This window comes from Streptomyces sp. NPDC023541, from assembly GCF_055559995.1.
The window spans coordinates 283,769-304,151 of sequence record NZ_JBVHJO010000006.1 but is presented as its reverse complement, the minus strand read 5'-3'; the positions used below and the strand labels follow the sequence as shown (position 1 = coordinate 304,151).

The 20,383-nt window shown below is 75.1% G+C and carries 10 protein-coding genes; all 10 read right to left on the bottom strand.

What is annotated here, in order from left to right; genetic code table 11:
* On the bottom strand, positions 1-1,221 hold the full coding sequence (locus ACZ3X1_RS17710) for a cytochrome P450 (protein WP_467280193.1): 1,221 nt from the start codon (positions 1,219-1,221) through the stop codon (positions 1-3).
* Positions 1,221-2,108: a thioesterase II family protein gene (locus tag ACZ3X1_RS17705; RefSeq protein WP_467280192.1), complete on the bottom strand. Its 888-nt coding sequence runs from the start codon at positions 2,106-2,108 to the stop codon at positions 1,221-1,223. The genes ACZ3X1_RS17710 and ACZ3X1_RS17705 overlap by 1 nt, the downstream gene beginning before the upstream one ends.
* Positions 2,105-3,916 carry a non-ribosomal peptide synthetase gene (locus ACZ3X1_RS17700; RefSeq protein WP_467280191.1) on the bottom strand — a complete coding sequence of 604 codons (1,812 nt, stop codon included), beginning with the start codon at positions 3,914-3,916 and terminating at the stop codon, positions 2,105-2,107. Before ACZ3X1_RS17700 ends, ACZ3X1_RS17705 begins: the two co-directional genes overlap by 4 nt.
* A gap of 889 nt (positions 3,917-4,805) precedes the next feature.
* Complete coding sequence (locus tag ACZ3X1_RS17695) at positions 4,806-9,311, bottom strand: amino acid adenylation domain-containing protein (protein ID WP_467280190.1); 4,506 nt, start codon at positions 9,309-9,311, stop codon at positions 4,806-4,808.
* 58 nt (positions 9,312-9,369) lie between these two features.
* Complete coding sequence (locus ACZ3X1_RS17690; RefSeq protein ID WP_467280320.1) at positions 9,370-14,184, bottom strand: amino acid adenylation domain-containing protein; 4,815 nt, start codon at positions 14,182-14,184, stop codon at positions 9,370-9,372.
* Positions 14,185-14,393: 209 nt separating this feature from the next.
* Complete coding sequence (locus tag ACZ3X1_RS17685) at positions 14,394-15,668, bottom strand: glutamate synthase-related protein (protein WP_467280189.1); 1,275 nt, start codon at positions 15,666-15,668, stop codon at positions 14,394-14,396.
* Complete coding sequence (locus ACZ3X1_RS17680; RefSeq protein WP_390073928.1) at positions 15,665-16,693, bottom strand: asparagine synthetase A; 1,029 nt, start codon at positions 16,691-16,693, stop codon at positions 15,665-15,667. Before ACZ3X1_RS17680 ends, ACZ3X1_RS17685 begins: the two co-directional genes overlap by 4 nt.
* Positions 16,690-18,117, bottom strand: a complete 1,428-nt coding sequence (locus ACZ3X1_RS17675) for a methylaspartate mutase (RefSeq protein ID WP_467280188.1) — start codon at positions 18,115-18,117, stop codon at positions 16,690-16,692. The genes ACZ3X1_RS17680 and ACZ3X1_RS17675 overlap by 4 nt, the downstream gene beginning before the upstream one ends.
* A gap of 35 nt (positions 18,118-18,152) precedes the next feature.
* Positions 18,153-18,677: a cobalamin B12-binding domain-containing protein gene (locus tag ACZ3X1_RS17670; protein ID WP_356809866.1), complete on the bottom strand. Its 525-nt coding sequence runs from the start codon at positions 18,675-18,677 to the stop codon at positions 18,153-18,155.
* A gap of 242 nt (positions 18,678-18,919) precedes the next feature.
* On the bottom strand, positions 18,920-20,176 hold the full coding sequence (locus tag ACZ3X1_RS17665) for a helix-turn-helix domain-containing protein (RefSeq protein ID WP_390073926.1): 1,257 nt from the start codon (positions 20,174-20,176) through the stop codon (positions 18,920-18,922).
* Positions 20,177-20,383: the final 207 nt, after the last annotated feature.

Below are 20,383 nucleotides of genomic sequence, written 5' to 3'. Positions count from 1 at the left end.
TCAGCGGGGGGTCAGGCGGACCGGGAAGTGGTCGAGGCCGAAGTTGATGACCGAGCGGTTGTAGGTGACGGGCCCGGTCGGCTCGATGGCGGCGGCCTTCTCCAGCGCGGCCGAATAGAGGGCGCCCAGCTCGGCCTTGGCCAGCGGGGCACCGATGCAGTAGTGGGCGCCGAGGCCCAGCGCGAGGTGCTTGTTGGGCGAGCGGTCGAGCAGGATCTCCTCCGGCCGCTCGAAGGCCTCCGGGTCCCGGTCGGCGGACCACACCCACACCGCGACCCGGTCGCCGCGGCGGATCTGCCGTCCGCCGAGCTCGATGTCCCGGGTGGCGGTGCGCAGCGTGTGCAGCCCCACGGAGGTCCAGCGCAGGAGTTCGTCCACGGCGGAGTCCATGGACACCTCGCCCTGTTGGAGCTTGCGCCACAGGTCGGGGCGCTGGACCAGCGTGTGCAGGCCCATGGCGGCCGTGTGGCGGACCGTCTGGACGCCGCCCACCACGATGTTGTCCAGGTTGAGCACGACGTCCTCGATCGGCAGCAGCCGGCCGCCGACCTTGTAGGTGGCCATCGTGGAGATCAGGTCGTCGCGCGGGTCGGCGCGGCGCAGCATCACCTGGTGCATCAGGTAGGGGATCAACCTCTGGTGTCCGGCGCGGCGTTCCTCCGGGGTGCGGCCGAGGAAGGCCACGTCGCAGACCCTGACCACCATGTCGCGGTCCTTCTCGGGCACGTCCAGCAGATCGCACATGACCGCGAGCGGGAGGGCCGAGACCACGTCGACGAGGTCCACGTCGCCCTGCTCGACGGCCCGGTCGAAGAGCTCGCCAGCCCGTTCGGCGATCGAGCGGGCGGCGCCGCGCACCCCGCCCTTGGAGAAGAACGGGTTGGCGGGGGCGCGCAGTTCGCGGTGGCGCGGCGGGTCGGTGAGGGCCATCATCCGGCCCGAGCCGACCGGCACGTTGCCCTCCCCCGCGCCGAGCAGCGAGCCGGACTCCGAGCTGAACACGGCTGCGTTGCGCAGTACGTCCGCCGATTCCCGGTAGGTCAGCACCGACCAGACCGGACCGTCGTCGACGGTCTCGGTGCGGTGTACGGGCGCCTCGCGGCGCAGCTCGGCGATCAGGGCGGGGGTGTCGGACCGGGCCCACAGGTCGGGGTCGGTGAGGTCCACGGTGCCGGTGGTGACGGTGGCGGTACCGGCGGTGGCGGTGGCGGTGGTCAGCATCACTGCTCCCTGGAGGCGGGGCGGGGCGCGGCGGGCACCGGGCGGTCCGCCGGGAGAGAGGTCGGGCCAGAGGTGGGGCGAGAGCTCGGGTGACAGCTCGGGTGAGAAGTCGGGCGGGAGGTCAGGAGGGACGTCAGGAGGTCGGCCGGTCCGGGCCGGTCGACGGTGGCGAGCAGGTGTCCGCCGGGGACGACGCGGTGGTCGAAGGCGCCGCGGGTGTGGGCGGCCCAGCCGGTGAGACCGGTGGTGGCGAGCATCGGGTCGTCGGCGCCGGCCAGTGCGTGGATCGCGGAGCCGATCGGCGCGTGCGGCCGGTGGCGGTAGGTGGCGCTGACGGCGAGGTCGGCGCGAATGGCGCCGAGGGCGAGCTCGACCAGGTCCGGGTGGGCCCGGACCGACTCCTCCAGCCCGGTGAGCGTGAGGAGTTCGGTCGCGTCCAGGTCCCGTGTCTCGCGCTCGCTCCACTCGGCGGGGCTCGGCGCGCCCACGGCCACCACCAGCTCGGGGCGGCGGTCGGCGGGCAGCGCGCGGGCGACCTCGTAGGCGAGCAGCGCGCCGAAGCTCTGCCCGTAGAAGGCGAACCGGCCGCCGTCGCCGCCGGTCAGGTGCGGGGCCATCGCCTCCGTGACAGCGGCCGCCAGGCTGTCGAAGTCGGGCGGCATGGGGTGCCGACTGCGGCCGCCCCGGGCCGGCGGGCGCAGCGCCCAGACCTCGGCCACGGGGGCCAGGGCCCGGGCGAGCGGCGTGTAGGCGGTGGCGTCACCGCCGGCGTGCGGGAAGCAGAACAGCCTTACCGGGCGGTGGGTTTGGGGTGCGGGGACGAACAGCCAGTCCCCTTCGACCCGGGGGCGCGCGGTCCGCGCGGCGGGAGTGGTGGCGGTGGTCATCGGACGGCCTCGCGGCGGGCGGTGAGGGCGGGGCGGGCGGCGGCCGGGCCGGCCGCGGCGGCGCGCCGGACCGCGGCGGTGAAGCCGGCCAGGTCGGCCGCGTCCAGCAGGTCGCGGAGCTGGAGCTCGACGTTGAGCTTGCGGCGCAGCAGGTGGACGACGCGCAGGGCGGCGAGCGAGTGGCCGCCGAGGGAGAGGAAGTCGTCGCTCTGCTCGACGTCCGGCACGCCGAGCACGGTGCGCCACACCTCGGCGACCTGCTCGTCGACCCCGCCCCGCACGGTCATCGGTTCGGCCGCGGCCGGCGCCGCCGCCGGGGCGGGCAGCGAGGCGTGGTCGACCTTGCCGTTCGGGGTGAGCGGCAGGGCGTCCAGGACGGTCACGGTGGACGGCACCAGGTGGGCGGGCAGGGTACGGCGCAGCTCGGACAGCAGGTCGGCGGGGCGGACGGCCGCTCCGGTGACGTAGCTGGCCAGCCGGTGGTCCCCGGGCGCGGCCTCGTGCAGGGTGACCGCGGCAGCGGTGACACCGGCGAGGGCGCCCAGCGCGTGCTCGACCTCGCCGAGCTCGATCCGGAAGCCGCGCAGTTTGATCTGGCGGTCCACCCGGCCGACGTACTCCAGCAGGCCGTCGGCGGAGCGGCGCACCTGGTCGCCGGTGCGGTACATGCGGGCGCCCGGCTCCGGCGCGAACGGGTCGGCGAGGAACCGGCCCGCGGTCAGGCCGGGGTGGCCCGGGTAGCCGTGCGCGAGGCCGGACCCGGCCAGGTACAGCTCGCCGACCGCGCCGGACGCCGTGACGGGGGCGAGGCGGGCGTCCAGCAGGTAGGCGCGTACGCCGGGCAGCGGTTCGCCCAGGTGCGGGCCGGGGCCGGTGATCGGGGTGGTGACGGCGTCGACGGTGCACTCGGTGGGCCCGTAGAGGTTGAGGGCGTCGATCCCGGCATCGGCCAGTTCGCGCCAGGTCCGGGTGGGGACCGGCTCGCCGCCCATGAACAGGCGTGGCACGCGGGCGCCGGCCAGCGGCTCGCGGAGCAGCTGCCAGTGCGAGGGGGTCAGGTCGAGGTCGGTGACGCCGTGTTCGGCGAGCCGCCGCACGAGGCGGGCCGGTTCGGCCCGCTGCGTGTCGTCGATCACCACCAGCGTGTCGCCCCGGCAGATCCGGATCCACTGCTGGACGGAGGCGTCGAAGGAGACGCTGGCGTTCCAGGCGACGACGCCGGGCTCCGGGCGGTAGGCGCCGCTGGTTTCCAGGGCGGCGGCGAGGTCGGCGACGGCGCCGTGCGGGACCTCCACCCCCTTGGGGCGGCCGGTGGAGCCGGAGGTGTAGATGACGTAGGCGGAGTCGAGCGGGTGCGGGGCGAACTCGGGCGACCGGTCCCCGTCGGCGTGGGCGCCGGGCCGGAGCACCGGTACGCCGGCCGGTACGGGAGGCTCGGCGTCGGAGCTGACGACGGCGGCGAGGCGGGCGTCGGAGGCCATGAAGGCGATCCGCTCGGCGGGGTAGGCCGGGTCGAGGGGAACGTACGCGGCGCCGGCCCGCCAGGCGGCGAGCAGCGCGACCGGCAGGTCGGAGGTCCGGGCGAGGTGAACCCCGACCCGGTCCCCCCGCCGTACTCCTGCCCCCCGCAAAGCGCGCGCCAGCCCGGCGGACCGCCGGTCCAGCTCGGCGAAGTCGAGGCGCCCGTCCACGGCGTGCACGGCGACCCGCCCGGGATGGGCGTCGACGACGCCGCGCAGCCGGGCCAGCAGGTCGGCGGTGGTGGAGGGGGAGGCGGAGGTGGTGGGCGGCTCGGCAAAGGTGGTCATGCGAGGCACTCCTAGCGTCTCGGTTTGGTATGAACTGGACGAATCAAGCTGTATGGGGGCACGAACTCCGCGCTCGTATCCGCAGGCGGGCGGCCTGCCGGTACGTACTCCGCACGGGCGGGCCCGGCCGGACGGCGGCGGGTGGCCACCGCCGCAGCGGTGGCCCGCTGCCACGGGCCCGACCCGGTCGGACGTACCCGGCATTGCGCAGTGCGGGGTGGTACCGACCGACCCCGGCCGGAGCGGGCGGCGCGGCCTGCGGATCCGTCCCCCGGGGGCGGGACCGGTTGCCCGGACCCGCCCCGGCCGGGATCGGCACCAACCACCGCAGGCGCGGTGCCCGCGGACGCCGGAAGGAGCACCCCACACGGAACCGCCAGGTTCCACCCGAGGGGCGACCCCCCGGTCGGGCCCCACCCGGACCGCCCGGACGGACCCGGCGTCCCCGCATTGACGGGGCGGTACCTCCCCTGCGCCGCATTGACGGGGCGGTACCGCCCCTGCGCCGCCGGCCCAGGGCCCGGCGCCACCCGCCGCCGGCGGGACGGCCCGCGGTACCGGCTCCACGTCCCCGGGCCCGCCCGAGTCCGTCCCCGCAGTGCCGGCCGGAGGCCCCGGCACGTGCCTCCCGGACTGGTTCCGCAACCCGGTCCCCTCAGGGGTCGGACGCCGCCGCCCGCAGGCGCGATGGCCCGGTGCCCCGCGGGTTCCGCACCGGCCGGTTAGCCGGACCGGCCCTGCGGGCCCGGCGGCGTAGGAGCAGTGCCCCTGGCGGTCGGCCCTGCGGGCCCGGGGCGTTGGCCCCGGGGCGGTCGGCGGCGGGTGCGCAGGGCCCCGGTACGGGCGCCCGCGGCCGGTCGGTGGAGCGGTTCGGGCGGGGGCGCGGCGGTCAGGTGGCGGAGGCCGCGAGGCGGGCCAGGGCTTCCGCGTAGTGGTCGATGAACCGGTCCGCCGTGGCGTCGTCCACCAGCGTCCGCCGGTGGTCCACCGCCAGCAGCACCCGCTGCGACACCGGGTCCTGGATCAGCGAGGCGCCGAAGGCGAAGCTGTTCGGCTCGTGCCGCAGCGTCGGCTCGCAGCCGATCCGGCCGTCCTCGATCCGGGCGGCGCTCAGCCGCCCCAGCGCATGGAACCGCAGGTAGCCGAACTGGCTGTCCAGCGCGGTGTCGGCCATCATCCGGGCCAGCCGGGCGAAGGGCACCCGGCGGTGCGGCATCATGTCCAGCTCCTCCCGGTGCACGTGCCGTACCAGCGCGGCCAGGTCGTCCCCGTCCGGCTCCGCGACCAGCGGCACGGTGTTGAGGAACAGCCCGTACACCTCCGTACCGCCCAGCCGTTCCAGCCGGCCGTTCATCGCCAGCCCGGTGGTGACCCGGCGGCGCCCGGTGATCCGGGCCAGCGCGTACAGGTGGGCGGCGAGCGCGACCGACTTGACCGGCACGCCGAGCGCGTCGGCGACCGTGCGCAGCTGCCCGGGAGCGTCCGACAACACCCGCTCCACCGTGCGCGGCAGTTCGTGGACGTCCTCGCTGCCCGGCCACAGCTGGCCGGTGGCGCCGTCGAGCCGGCTCCGCCAGTACGCGAGGGAGTCCCGGTCGGCGGCTGCCTCGCGTTCCACGGCGACGAAGTCCCGGAAGGCGGTGCGCGGCGGCGGGACGGGCGCGGAGGCCGGGTCGGCGGTGAGTGCGGTGTGCCGTTCGAGGATCTCGGTGAGCAGCGAGGTGAAGCTCCAGCCGTCGAGGATGGCGTGGTGCTCGGAGATGGTGAGCTGGAAGGCGTCGTCGGCCAGCCGCTGGACGGTGATCCGGAACAGCGGCGGTTCGGCGAGGTCGAAGGGCCGGTCCCGGTGGTGTTCGAAGACCGCGCGGACCGTGTCGTCCTGCTCGGCCGGGCCGGCTCCGCGCAGGTCCGCGAACTCGACGGGTGCGGGCAGTGTGCCGTGCACCAGCTGGAGCGGTTCGCCGTATCCGGACAGGTCCAGGCCCGTGCGCAGGACGGCGTGCCGGGCCATGGCCTCCTCGACCGAGCGCCGCAGCGCGCTCTCGTCGAGGTCGCCGGTGATCCGGTAGGAGTTGACGTTGTGGTAGCTGTCGGTGCCGCCGGCGACCTCCATGTGGAAGACCATGGAGAGCTGCATCGAAACCATCGGGTAGGCGTCGGCGATCCCCGGCGGCAGCTCGGCCCGGTCCTCCTCGGCGATCAGCGCGAACGGCCGGTCCGCGGCGGGGTCGGCGGCCACCGGCCGGGCCAGCGGCAGGAGTTCGGCGACGGTCGGTGCGTTGAAGACGTCCCGCAGGGTGACCTGCCAGCCCCTGTCGTGCAGGGCCCCGGCGAGCTGGACGGCGCGGATGGAGTCCCCGCCGAGGTGGAAGAAGTCGTCGTGGACGCCGATCCCGCCGACACCGAGCACCTCCGTCCAGACTCCGGCGAACAGCTCCTCCTCCGGTGTGCGCGGCTCGACGTGCCGGCCGGCCGTGCCGGGCGCGGCCCGGTCGGGGTCGGGCAGCGCTGCCCGGTCGACCTTGCCGTTGACGGTGAGCGGCAGCGCGTCCAGCACGGTGACGCTCGCCGGGATCATGTACTCGGGCAGCGAGCGGCCGAGGAAGGCCCGCAGGTCCGCCGGTTGCGCCCGGCAGCTCCCGGTGACGTACGCGGCGAGCCGGTCGTCGTGCACCGTGACCGCGCAGGCGTCCACCTCGGGGTGTGCGGCGACGGCGTTCTCGATCTCGCCGAGCTCGATCCGGAAGCCGCGCAGCTTCACCTGGAGGTCCGCCCGGCCGACGTACTCCAGGCCGCCGTCGGGCAGCCGCCTGGCGACGTCGCCGGTCCGGTAGAGCCGGGCGCCGGGCGGCCCGTACGGGTCGGCGACGAAGCGGCCGGCGGTGAGGCCGGGGCGGCTCCAGTAGCCGTGCGCGAGGCTGCCGCCGCCGATGTACAGCTCGCCGGGGACACCGGGCGGGCTGGGGCGCAGCCAGTCGTCGAGGACGAGAGCGGTGAGGTGCGGCATCGGTTCGCCGACGAGGCTGCGTTCGAAGCCCGCGCCGCCTTCGGCGACGTCGTGCGTCGTGACGTGCACGGTGGTCTCGGTGATGCCGTAGAGGTTGCAGAGCCGGGCGGACGGCAGCGGGTCGAGGTCGTGCCAGCGCCGGACCACGCCGGGGTCGAGCGCCTCCCCGCCGAGCATGATCCAGCGCAGCGCGGGCAGGGCGCGGGGGTGGCGGCGCAGTGCCGGTTCGAGCTGGCGCAGCGCCGAGGGGGTGAGGCAGAGGTGGGTGACCCGTTCCTCGTCGAGCAGGCCGGCGAACTCGTCGGGCGAGCGGCTGGTGAGGTGGGGTACGACGACGAGGCGGGCGCCGTGCAGCAGGGCGCCCCACAGCTCCCAGACCGTCCAGTCGAAGGCATAGCTGTGGAAGAGCGTCCAGACCGTGTCCGGGCCGAAGCCGAAGTGTTCCCGGCCGGAGTCGAGGAGGCGGCTGACGTGTTCGTGGGCGACGGCGACGCCCTTGGGGCGACCGGTGGAGCCGGAGGTGAAGATGAGGTAGGCGATGTCGCCGGGGCGGCCGGCGGCAGGGGGCCGGACGGCCGGGTGGGCGGCGATCTCGCCTGCGTCGGCGTCGAGGTCGAGGGTCTGCCAGGGGCCGTCGGGTGCGCGGTCGGGCCGGTCGGTGAGGACCAGGGTGACGGCGGTGTCGCCGAAGACCAGGGCCGCCCGGTCGGCCGGGGCGGCCAGGTCGACCGGTACGTAGGCGGCGCCGGTCTTGAGCACGGCCAGGATCGCGACGGGCACGGCGGTGGTGCGTTCCAGCAGCAGCCCGACCCGGTCGCCGGGGCGGACGCCGCGGGTGATGAGGGTGTGGGCCAGCCGGTTGGCGCGGCGGTCGAGTTCGGCGTAGTCGAGGGTGCCGTCCGGATCGCTCACGGCGGGCCGGTGCCCGTACGCGTCGGCGGCGCGCTCGAAGAGGTGGTGCAGGCAGTGGCCCGGGGCGAGCCGTGCGGGGCGGTGCGGCGGCCCGGCCGTGGTGAGCCGGAGCACGGTGGCGTCCGGGTCGGCGAGGGCGGCGTCCAGCAGGTCGGCGTAGTCGGCGGCGAGGCGGCGTACGGTGTCGGCGTCGAAGAGGTCGGTGCTGTACTCGGCTTCGCCGCGCAGGACGCCGCCGGCGGTGTCCTCGAAGACGGACCAGGTCAGGTCGAACTTGCTGGTGCCGTTGGAGCGGACGGTGCGCAGGGCGGTGACCCCGGTGCCGAGCGCGAGCGGCGTGGTGTCCTCGGTGTGGGCGCCGAACACCACCTGGACCAGCGGCGGGTGTTGCGGGGTGCGGGTGGCTCCGAGCAGGTCGACCAGTTGGTCGAAGGGGACGTCGAGGTAGCCGAAGGCGTCGAAGGCGCCGTCCTGGAGGTCGGCGAGCAGCCCGCGGAAGGTGGCGTCGGGGGCGAGCCGGACGCGCAGGGGCAGCAGGTTGACGAAGTAGCCGAGCAGGTCGGCGAGTTCGGGGCGGTTGCGGGTGGTGACGGGGGTGCCGACGAGGAGGTCGCCGCTGCCGGTCCAGCGGCCCGTCAGCAGGGCGAAGGCGGCCAGTTGGACGGTGTACGGGGTGACGCCCTCCCGTTCGGCGAGTTCCCGGACCCGGGCGGCGGTGCCGGGGGTGAGGTCGAACGGCTCGGTGGCGCCGCGGTGGCTGCGCTCGGCGGGCCTGGGCCGGTCGCCGGGCAGCTCCAGCAGGGTGGGTGCGCCGTCGAGGGCCTGCTTCCAGTGGGCGAGGTGCTCCTCGTAGGAGGTGTGCTGTTCCTCCTCGGCCCAGTCGGCGTACTGGGTGGTGAGCGTAGGCAGGACGGGGGCCCGGCGCTCGGCGGACGCACGGTAGAGCTCGGCGAGTTCGTGGTCGAAGAGTTCCGCCGACCAGCCGTCCCAGACGATGTGGTGGACCACGAACAGGAGCGTGGTGCGGTCGTCGGCGAGCCGGAACGCCTCGGCGCGCAGGAGGGGTCCGGTGGCCAGCTCGAACGGCTCGGCCGCGCGCGCGGCGACCAGCTGCTCCGCACGGTCGGCCCGTTCGTCCTCGGGCAGTGCGCGGAGGTCTGTGACGGCGAGCGGTACGGCGAGGTAGGCGTGGACGTACTGGCGCGGGCCCTCGGGGTGCAGGGCGAAGGTGGTGCGCAGCGATTCGTGCCGGGCGGTCACGCCGTCCAGGGCCCGCTGGAGCAGGACGAGGTCGAGCGGTCCGGTGACGTCGTACGTCCAGGGGGTGGTGTAGGTGGCGGCCCGCGGGTTCCACCGGTCGAGGAACCACAGGCCGCGCTGGAGGCCCGTGACCGGGGCGGTACGGAGCACACCGGCGGGCGGGACGGCACCCGGGTCGGCGGTCGCGGTGGCGGGCAGGTCGGCGGACGGGCTCACGGCCTCGTTCCCTTCGGTCGTACGGGCGGACTGGCGGGTGGGCGGGCTGCCGGTCGCGTCATCGCGGGGCCAGCCGTTCGGCGATGGCCCCGACGGTCCGGCCGCGGAAGACCACCTGCGGCGGAACCCGGATGCCGGTCTCCTGGGAGAGGCGCATGGCGACCCGTACGGCGGCCAGCGAGTTGCCCCCGATCCGGAAGAAGTCGGCGTCCGGGCCGAGGTCTTCGGCCAGCTTCAGGACATCGCGCACGGCGTCGGCGACCAGCCGCTGGTCGCGGGTCAGCGGGTCGGCAGAGCCGGCCGGCGGGCGATCGGCCGGGGCGGGCAGGGCCCGGCGGTCGACCTTGCCGTTCTGGTTGAGCGGCAGCGCGTCCAGCACGTCGAGCGTGGCCGGCACCATGTGCTCGGGCAGCAGCCCGGCCAGGTGGTCGAGCAGGGCGTCCGGGTCGGGCGCCCGGGTCGCACCGGCGGTGGCGGTGACGTAGGCGGCGAGCCGCCGGTCGCCGGGGGCGGGCTCGTGGAGGCTGACGGCGGCCTCGCCCACGGACGGGTGGCGGGTGAGGGCGTCCTCGATCTCGCCGGGTTCGACGCGGAAGCCGCGGATCTTCACCTGGTCGTCGATCCGGCCGGTGATCTCCAGCACACCCGCCGCCGTCCGGTGGCCGAGGTCGCCGGTGCGGTAGAGGCGTTCGCCGGGCGGGCCGAACGGGGACGCGACGAACCGCTCGGCGGTCAGCCCGGGCCGGCCGACGTAGCCGAGGGCGAGTCCGCCGCCGGCCGCGTACAGCTCGCCGGTGGCGCCCTCCGGGACGGGCCGCAGCCGCTCGTCGAGGACGTGGACGGCTTTGCCGTGCAGCGGGTGGCCGATCGGAATGGAGGCGCCGGCGGCGTCCTCGGGGGTGGCGCGGTGGCAGGTGGTGAGGCCGAGGCTCTCGACCGGGCCGTAGCCGTTGGCGACGACCAGGTCCGGGTACTGGTCGAGCGCCTTCCCGACGTGGGTGACGGAGGCCCGCTCGCCGGCCGTGAAGGCCACCTTGAGGTCGTCGTAGGTCTCCGGGAACTCCTCCAGCAGGAAGTTGAACAGGCTTGCCGAGAGCTGGAGCTGGGTGACGCCGTGCCGGCGGGTGAGTTCGGTGACGGCCTGCGGGTCGGGCCGCTGGCCGGGCTGGAGCACGCACACACCGCCGAAGGCCAGCGCGCCGTACAGCTCCAGGGCGAAGGCGTCCCAGGAGACCGGTGAGCACTGCAGCCAGACCTCGTCGGGTCCGAAACGGGCGTAGTCCTGGCCGAGGTAGGTGGCGGTGAGGGCACGGTGCGGGACGGCGACGCCTTTGGGGCGGCCGGTGGTGCCGGAGGTGAACATCACGCAGGCGAGGTCGGTGCCGGTGACCGGCAGGCCCGGGTCGTGGCCGGGGCGGCCCGCGACGGCGGCCGCCGCGGCGTCCAGGTCGAGGTGGCGGGCGACGGGGAACGGCGGGCTCGCCTCGCGGTGGGTGATCAGCAGCGCGGCGCCGCTCTCGGTGACCGCGGCCGCCAGCCGTTCGGCGGGGAAGTCCGGGTCGAGCAGGGTGTAGGCGGCGCCGGCCTTCAGCACGGCGAGCAGGGCGACCACCAGGTCCGGTTCGCGCTCGACCAGGACGGCGACGGTGTCGCCGCGGCCGATGCCCAAGGCCCCGAGGTGGTGGGCGAGGCGGTTGGCGCGCTCGTTCAGGGTGCCGTAGTCGAGGCGGTCCTCGCCGCAGACCAGGGCGGGGGCGTGCGGGGCGCGGGCGGCCCGGTCCTCGAACAGCGCGTGTACGGGCGCCTCGACGGCGGTGGCGAGGGTGCCGAGCCACGCCTCGCACAGCTCGGCCATGGTGGCGGGGTCGAACAGGTCGGAGTCGTACTCGAAGCGGCCGGTGAAGTCGGTGCCCCGGTCGTCGACGGAGATCGACAGGTCGAAGCGGGAGACCGGGTTGGAGTGCAGCTCGCGGGTGACCGGGGTGCCGCCGATGGTCAGCGGGCGGTCGTCCAGCGGGTGCAGTTCCAGCAGCACCTGGCACAGCGGGTTGCGGTCCTCGGTCCGGTCGTCGGGGCGCTCCTCCATGACGGCGCCCGCGATGGCGTCGAACGGCGCCTCCTGGTGCCGGTAGCCGTCGATGGCCACCTCGCGGACGTGGCGGACCAGGTCGCGGAAGTCCATTCCCTCGTCGAGCCGGACGCGCAGGGGCAGCAGGTTGACGAAGTATCCGATCAGTGCGTCGAGTTCGGCGCGGCCGCGGACGCTCACCGGGGAGCCGAGCACGAGGTCGCGCAGGCCGGTCCGCCGGTGGAGGGTGAGCGCGAGCCCGGCGAGCAGCACCATGAACGGGGTCGCGTCCTCGCTGCGGGCCAGCGCCCGGACGGCCTCGGCGACCGGCCGGGGCATCGCGAACCGGTGGAACGCGCCGCGGAAGGACTGGAGTTCGGGGCGGGGCCGGTCGGTGGGGAGCGGGGGCTCGGTGGGTGCGTCGCGCAGGTGTTCGCGCCAGTGGTCGAGTTGCCGCTCTGCGGTGGCGTCCTGTTGCTGCCAGGTGCTGTAGTCGGCGTACTGGATCGCGAGTTCGGGAAGGCCGGCGGGCCGGCCGGTGGCCAGGGATGCGTACAGGGCCGCCAGTTCGGTCTCCAGGACGGGGAGCGATCCCTCGTCCCAGACGATGTGGTGGCAGAGCAGCAGCAGGGTGGACGTCCCGCCGGTGCGGTAGAGGTGGGCGCGCAGCAGCGGCCCGTTCTCCAGGTCGAAGGGCACCAGCGCGGCCTGGGCGAGCAGGTCGTCCAGTGCTGCGGCGGTGGTCTCCTCGACGGTGAACGGCAGGTCCACGGACGGGTGGACCACCTGCCGGGGGCCGTCCTCGCCCAGCTCGAAGGTGGTGCGCAGCGCTTCGTGCCGGTCGACCACGCCGGCCAGGGCCCGGCGGAGCAGCTCGCGGTCGACGGGTCCGGCGAAGCGGAACACCCAGGGCACGATGTAGGTGGGCGCGCCGGGGTTCCACTGGTCCAGGAACCACAGTCCGCGCTGGAAGTTCGCGAGCGGCGCCTCGGTGGCACCGGTCCGGGCCAGGGCCGGTCGTTCGCCGTCCTCCGAGGCCGCGGTGACCGCGGCGGCGAACTCGGCGAGGGTCGGCGCGTCGAAGATCGTGTACGGGGAGATCATGCCGAACACGTCGAAGACGCGGCCGACCACGCGCACTGCGGTGAGCGAATCGCCGCCCAGGTGGAAGAAGTTGTCGTCGGCGCCTACCCCGGGCACCCCGAGTACGTCGGCCCAGACGGCGGCGATCAGCTGCTCGGCGGGGGTGCGAGGGGCTCGGCGGGCGGCGGGCGGCGCGGCGGCCTCGGCCCGGGGCTCGGGCAGCGCCGCCCGGTCCACCTTGCCGCCGGCGGTCAGCGGGAGGGCGTCCAGCGGGGTGACGGTCGAGGGGACCATGTGCTCGGGGAGCCGCTCGGCCAGGTGGGCGCGCAGCACGGCCGGATCGGGAGCGTCGGCGGCGCTGCCGGAGCCGGTCACGTACGCGGCGAGCCGGCCCTCGTACGCCACCACGACCGCTGCGGCAACGCCGGGGTACCCGGCCAGGACCTGTTCGATCTCGCCGGGCTCCACCCGGAAGCCGCGGACCTTCACCTGGTGGTCCGTACGGCCGACGAACTCCAGCGGGGCGTAGGTGCCGGACCGCCGGACCACGTCACCGGTGCGGTACATGCGGGCGCCCGGCTCCGGTGCGAAGGGGTCCGCGACGAACCGGCCCGCGGTCAGGCCCGGGCGGCCGTGGTAGCCGGAGGCCTGCACCGGGCCGCCGAGGTACAGCTCGCCGGAGTCGCCGGGCGCCACCGGCCGCAGCCGGTCGTCCAGCACGTACGCGCGGCGTCCGCCGAGCGGCCGGCCGATGGGCACCGTGCCGGCCTCTGCCCCGGCTTCGGCCCCGCCGGCGGCGGGGGCGGCCGGCTCGTGGACGGTGGCGGTGACGACGGTCTCGGTGGGCCCGTAGGCGTTGAGCAGCGGCACCCCGGTGGCGGCCCGCCAGCGGGCCGCGGCGGCGGGGTAGAGCCGGTCGCTGCCGGAGATCATCAGGCGGAGGGTGCGCGGCGGGCGGGCGTCCTCGCGCAGCGCGGCCACCACCTCCTGGAAGTAGCCGGCGGCGAGGTTGGCGACGGTGACCCGCTCGGCGTCCAGTAGCTCCAGCAGGGCCGCGGGAGCGAGGAGCTGCTCCTCCGGTACGACGACGCAGGCGCCGACCGAGAGTGCGGTGAGCACCTGCTCGACGGCCACGTCCACGGTCGGGCGGGCGAGGTGCAGCACCACGTCGTCCTCGGTGAGGCCGAAGGACTCGACGGCGGCGGCCAGGTGGGCGGTCAGCGCGGCGAGGGGGACGTGCACGCCCTTGGGGCGGCCGGTGGTGCCCGAGGTGTAGACGAGGTAACCCGCGGCGCAGTCGCGGCCCTGCCGGTCCGGGGCGTCGGCCGGGCTCGTGGACGGGCCTATGGCAGGGGCCGGGTCCACGGCCGGGTCCGTGGCCGGGTCCCTGGCCGGGTCGAGTTCGCCGTCGGCGTAGGCGAGGGCGGCGCCGGCGTCGGCACGGATCCAGCGGTTGCGCTCCTGCGGAGCCTCCCGGTCCAGCGGCAGGTAGGTGGCGCCGGCGCGGAGCGCGGCGAGCAGGCCGACCACGTGGTCGAGCCGGTCCCTGCCGGTGACGGCCACCGTCGCGCCGGGCGCGATCCGGGCGGCGATCCGGGCGGCGAGGGCGCCGCTCAGCTCGTCCAGCTCCCGGTAGGCGACGGTCCGGGCGCCCAGCCTCAGGGCCGGGCGGTCCGGGAACCGGCGTGCGACGGATATGAAGGGCAAACCGCGAGATTCCATCATCCAACCCCGATGAATTAACGACGCTGCGGGTAGTGGTCTCGACGATAGGCCCGCCGTTCCGGGCCGATCGGCAGATTGCCCGGAAGGCGATCGGCAGTTTCAACTGCCGATCGAATCCTGCGGATGACGTGCAGACACGACAGCCCGTCAAGGCACACAAAGGCACCTGGACGGGCTGCGGGAAAAGCCTTCTCGGCTATTCGATTCTATCCGGCGGCGGGAATTCCAGGGAAATGCGGGGCCCATACGTCGTCCCGGTCGAGCGCGGCAGGAACATATTTCCCGAGGGCGCTGATCAGCATTCGGAGTTCGAGCGCGAGGCACTCCGTGAACCGGATCAGCCCGGTCTGCGGGTCCTCGGCCGTGGCGAGCAGGGCCGCCCGGCCCAGACCCACCGCGCGGGCGCCCAGCGCCAGGCTCTTCACCGCGCGGCCGCCCTCCCACATCCGTCCGGAGACCAGCAGGCAGGGCGGCGGCCCGGCGGCCGCCAGCCGGCGCAGGCACTCCCCGAGCGGCAGGCCGACCTGGGCCGGGAAGGCCTCCGGCGCCCAGCCGGTGCCGCCTTCGGCGCCGTCCACCGTGACGGCGTCCGCCCCGGCCTCGGCGGCCACCCGGGCGGCCTCGGCGGCGTCCCGGCCCGGATGCAGCTTCACCCAGACCCGGGCCCGGGGGAAGTTGTTGCGCATCAGCCGGACCTGCTGGCGCAGGATCTCCGCCGTGAAGGTGCCGGGCGCACTGGAGCGCAGCACCCGGCCGTCGCCGAACACGTCGTCCAGCCCGTACCGGTCGCCGACCCGGGCGGCGGCTTCCGCGTCCAGTACGGTCATCCCGCCGAGGCCCGGCTTGGCCCCCTGCCCCAGCTTGAGTTCGAAGGCGAGCCGCCCGGATTCGAGGAGCGGCAGCGCCGCCGGGTCGCTGTAGACGAGGTTCCACACCTCGGCGTCGGCGTCCTCGGTGGACTGCTGCACGGCGACCCCGCCCCGCCCGTCCGGGAGCTGCTCGGCGTAGGCGCGGAGCCGGCCGAGGAGCGCCAGATCGGCCGGCTCGCCCTGTCTGCCGTAGCCGTTCACCGGGACCACGTTCTCGCCGATCACCATGGGGATGCCGAGCGCGCCCGCCTGCCGGCTGAGGGCGAGACCGAGATCGCCGCCGGCCGCACGGGTGGAGCCGAGCGCCGACACGTACACCGGCAGCGCGGAGGTGAAGCCGCCGATGGCGGTGGTGAGTTCCACGTCCCGGTAGTCGGGTTCGCGGCCGAGGTCGATCAGCCGGGCGAGCCGTTGCGGCATGAGGACCGGCGGGGTGATCCGCAGCGTGTCGAGCGGGTCGTGCCCGCCGTCCGGCCACCGGGCGCCGCCGTGCTCCGCGCCGAACAGGACCCGGCCGTACTCGCCGGGCGGGGGGAACGCCGCCGCCGCGCCGGCCCGGGCGCGCCGCCGGACCTCCTCCTCGGGGAAGCCGGGTGCCGAGAGGTCGCTCACGGCGACACCACCCCGGCGAGCTTCGGGAAGGCGCTGGCCTGCCAGACGGCGTCCAGCCCGGCGACGTAGCGGGTGAGCCGCTCGACGCCGATGCCGAAGCCGGCGCTGCCGGGCACGCCCTCGCGGACCAGGTCGAGGTACCAGCGGTACTTCTGCGGGTTCTCGCCGGTCTCCCGCATCCGGGTGACGATCTCCGCGTAGTCGTTGGTGCGCTGGCTGCCGCTGCACAGCTCGCCGTAGCCCTCTGCTGCGACCAGGTCGAAGTTGCGCAGCAGGCCGGGCTGTTCGGGATCCTCGCGGTCGTAGAAGCCGCGTGAGCCCTTGGGGTAGTCGGTGACGAAGAACGGCCGGTCCCGCCGTGCGGACAGCAACGCCTCGCCGTCCCAGTCGAGTTCTGCGTCCGGGCTCTGCGGGTGGCCGAGCCCCTGGAGTTCGGCGACGGCCTCGGCGTGCCGCATGCGGCCGAACGAGCCCTTCAGCAGTTCGGTGAAGGCGTCCACGTCCCGGCCCAGTTCGGCGAACTCCTTCGGCAGCTCACGGACCGCGCTGTCGACCATGTGCACCACCAGCTCCTCGACGAGCCGTACGGCGTCGTCCCTGGTGGCACCCGCCATCTCCACGTCGAGCTGGTGGAACTCGGCCAGGTGGCGGCTGGTGCCTGCGGTCTCCAGCGGCTCCAGCCGGACGTTGGGGGCGATGCAGAAGATCTTGTCGAAGGCGAGCAGCGAGGCCTGCTTGTAGAGGATGGCGCTCGTCATCAGCTTGTAGCGGTGTCCGTAGAAGTCGACGTCGACCTGTTTGGAGCCGCGCGAGCCGGGGTCGGTGACGGGCCCGATGATCGGCGGGAGCAACTCGGTGAAGCCGGCACCGCGCAGGAATTCGCGGGCTGCGAAGAGGAGCTGGTGCTGGATCCGGAGCGCGCTGCGCGTGGTCGGGGCGGTCAGGTGGCGCCCGGGATCCGGGATCGGTGCGGAGGCGTTGGAGGAGGCGGAGGCGGCGGGGGCCGTGGGCCCGTCGGTGGTCATGGTGTGGTCAGTCCCAACTCTCGTCGTGGCGTGGACGTCGTACGTGGCGGAACGGGCACGGGTTGCGCAGGCAGGGGTGCGCGGGCCGGGTCGGCGGCGCGGTCGTCGTAGGTCCGCCGGACGTGGGAGAGCGCCGAGATCAGCCCGGCCGAACCGAGGATCGGCGGACGCGGGCCACCGCCGTCCGCGAGTCCGGCGATCGGCATCGAGCCGACGCTCGACCAGAGCAGGCGGCCGTCGGGCGCGAGCGAGGTGCGGGCCCGGCCGGCGTTGTCGGGGTGCAGGCAGTAGGGGACGTCCAGGTAGCCGGCGGCGAAGGCCCGTACCAGCGCCCGGCCGACGTCCGCGTCCAGCTCCAGCACGGCGCCGATCAGTGCCCGCGCCTCCGCCTCGATGCCGGTGTCGGCGGCGTGCGGGCCGGGCGCGCCGGCGGTCAGCGCCGGGCGGGCGCGTTCGTCGGCGGCGGCCGCGGCCGCCGTCTCCAGGGCGCGGAGGTTCTCGGCGACGGTCGGTATGCGGTGGGCCTCGGCCGTGGTCTTGACGATCAACCGGGCCGCGCCGGCCCGTACCGCCAGCCGGGCCGCGTCCTGCAGCAGCAGGCGGGCCCCGCCGGGTGAGCGCGGGAAGACGCCCATGTAGGCGTAGAGCACGACGTGGTGGTCGATGTCCGGCAGCAGTTCGCCGGCCAGCCTCCCGAGTACGGTGAGCGCCTCCTCGTCCTGGCGCGGATCGGCCTGCTGGGCGTAACTGAGCGAGACCGAGGTCAGCCCGTGCTGCCGGAAGAACAGCGCCTCCAGCACGCTGACCGCGATCAGCAGGCTCGGCGGACAGAGCTGGCCCATCAGGCAGCCGCCGAAGGTCTCCAGGTGGGGCGAGGCGCCGTACTCACGCGTGGAGGCCAGCAGTTCGCAGCTGCGCCGCCAGGCGGTGACCGCTTCCCGCAGCGGCGTACGGCTGTACGGCAGGCAGTACGAGACCGGGCCGCCCTCGGTGGCGTCCAGGCCGACCGCCAGCAGCGCCCGGACGATGTGCTCGGGCATCGCCGAACCGTGCCGGACCTGTACCGGGAAGTGGGCGTCCGCGATGCCGTGCAGGACCGCGCGGGTGGTGTCGGCGGGGTGGGTGGCGATCGGGTAGCCGTTCAGGGCGACGCCCTCGGCGAGCGCGCGCCGGACGGCTTCGAGGTCGCCGGTACGGGTGTAGCTGTCGAGCGTGATGGTGCCGACGGAGACGGCGTCCGCGTCCCGGGTGGCCCGCAGGCCGTCGCGCATCCGCAGCGGATCGGCCATGCCCATCCGGGGCTGGACGACCAGGGCACCGGCCGCGCGGGACCGGGCGACGAAGGCGCCGAAGCCGGACGCCGGGGCGGCGGGCGCGGCGGAGGCGGCAGGGGAGGCAGGGGAGGCAGGGACTTCCGGTCGCACGGCGGGAGCGCCCCCCGCCCCGCCCCCGTAGCCGGTCACAGCAACACCCCGGACCCGGCGGGCAGCGCGGCCCTGGACCCGTCGGCCACGGCGGGCAGCGTGCGCGACGCGGCGCCGGGCAGCGAACCGACGAAGGACTGGAACTCCAGCACCGAGCCGCCCTCTTCGAAGACCCCGTCGAAGCCCGCCGCCAGCAGCGCCCGCTGCCGGGCCGGCGTGCCGGACCCGGAGATCCCGAGCTTGCCGCCGATCACGGTCGGCGTGCGGGCCAGTTCGGGGCGGGCGCGCAGCGCCTCGACCACCCGCAGTGCGTCGTTGTAGCCGTGCCCGTTGACACTGCTCAGGACGATGAGGTCCGGCTCGATCCGACGGCACTCGGCGACCAGCAGCTCGTCCGGCACGCACGCGCCCAGGTTGGTGACCCTGTGGCCGAGCTCCTCCAGCAGCAGCTGGAGGAAGACCAGGTTCCAGGTGTGCGAGTCCGAGGCCATGGTCGTCACGACGACGTCCAGACCGGTCGGCTCGGCCTTTCCGTGCTGCTCCACGGCATGCTGCTCCACGGCGCAAACCCTCTGTGTCGGTAGGTGGTGGGGAGCCCCGGTCAGGGGCGGGACTCCAGGTGCCCGGCCGGGTCGGACCTCCGCGGTACGGGTCCGGCTCGCCCGGCCGTGGACAGAACGCTAAGGAGGTTCCGGACACCGCACCGGCAGCTCGTCCGGCAGGATGCGGGCAGTATCGGCCCAGGCCGCAGCGGGCGTACGGGACGGCGGGCGCGGCCTCGCGGGAGACCGCGGGTCCGGCTTCAGCTCGCCGCCGCCAGCTCCGCGTACACGCCGGTGCCGCACAGCCGCCGGCAGAGGTTCAGCACGGTGAACCGGACGCCGTCACGGGCCGGGACGCCGCGGATCAGTCCGCTCGCCAGCAGCTCGTGCACCGCCGCCAGGCACTCCTGCGGCGGCCTGCCGCTCAGCTCGACGGCGTCCTCGCCCGACCAGTCCCCCGGGGTGGCCGCGAGCCGCTCCAGCAGGTCCCGCTGGGCCGGCGTCAGCCGGTCCACTGCGGCTCCGAGCGCCGCCCCCACGTCCGCCCTGCCGCCGAACCCCGCCGGGGGCGGCGCGAGATGGAACGGCCCGTCGGTCAGCCGCGCCACCAGCTGGCGCGGGGAGAGCACCGTCGACCAGCCCGCCACCAGCTCCAACGCCCCCGGCAGCCCGTCGAGCTGACGGCATATCGAGGCCACGGCCGGGGCCTCCTCGGGCTCCAGTCGGAAGCCGGGCCGCAGTCGGCGCAGGTGGGAGAGCAGCAGCCGTACGGCGCCCACCTCGGCCAGCGCCACCGGGTCGTGGTCGAGTTCCGGACCGGGGGTGGGCAGCGGGGCGAGCGGAATCACCTGCCCGCCGGGCAGCGGCTGCGCCACCCGGGCGGTGATCAGCACGCGCAGGCCGGGGCAGCGGTGGAACAGTTCGTCGAGCAGGGCGGTGTCCACGCCGGTGCCGGCGCCGTCGAGCACCAGCAGGGTGGGCCGCTCCCCGATCGCGCGGGCGAGGTCGGCGCGGCGTTCGAGTCCGGCGGCGGGCTGCCGGCCGCAGTCGATCCAGCGCACCGACCACCCCGGGGCGAGGTGCAGCCGTCTCGCGACCTCCAGGACCAGCCGGGTCTTGCCGACCCCGCCCAGGCCGGCCACGGTGACCAGCCGGTCGCCGTGCACGGCGAGGGCGTCGGTCAGCACCTCTGCCTCCAGCTCCCGGCCGACGATCGCGCCCCGGGCGACCGGTGGCGCGGTCGGTTCGTCGCGCGGCTCCTCCAGGAGCGCCTGCCGGCGTGCGGCCGCCTCGAAACGCGACCGGTGGTGGCCCTCCAGCCGCAGCGCGTCGGCCAGCAGGCGGACCGTCTCCTGCCGGGGGCGCTGCACCCGCCCGCTCTCCATGTCGCGGATCGCCCGCACGCTCAGGGTCGCGTGATCGGCGAGCACCTGCTGGGTCAGCCCGACACGTTCGCGCCGGACCCTGAGCAGCTCGCCGAAGCCCGTCGCCGACTGCAGAGACGTAACACCGTGCATGCCTAGTCCACCTTCCGTGGGTTGGCCAAGTACCGGGGACCGAGGGGCCCGGCGGCCGTACGGCCCACCGAGGGCGGCTGCGACCGGTGGTGACCCCGAGCCGTGCTCCCCTTGTCGCCGATGGTCGCCGCCCCGGCTCTACGACCGATCAACACGGGATCACCACCCACCCACGCGGTCGGCCCGGTTGATCCGCGAGCGCCCCGA

Coding starts and splice junctions, on each gene's coding strand:
- ACZ3X1_RS17710 (WP_467280193.1), bottom strand. CDS start 1,221: ATGCTGACCACCGCCACCGCCACCGCCGGTACCGCCACCGTCACCACC.
- ACZ3X1_RS17705 (WP_467280192.1), bottom strand. CDS start 2,108: ATGACCACCGCCACCACTCCCGCCGCGCGGACCGCGCGCCCCCGGGTC.
- ACZ3X1_RS17700 (WP_467280191.1), bottom strand. CDS start 3,916: ATGACCACCTTTGCCGAGCCGCCCACCACCTCCGCCTCCCCCTCCACC.
- ACZ3X1_RS17690 (WP_467280320.1), bottom strand. CDS start 14,184: ATGGAATCTCGCGGTTTGCCCTTCATATCCGTCGCACGCCGGTTCCCG.
- ACZ3X1_RS17680 (WP_390073928.1), bottom strand. CDS start 16,693: ATGACCACCGACGGGCCCACGGCCCCCGCCGCCTCCGCCTCCTCCAAC.
- ACZ3X1_RS17665 (WP_390073926.1), bottom strand. CDS start 20,176: ATGCACGGTGTTACGTCTCTGCAGTCGGCGACGGGCTTCGGCGAGCTG.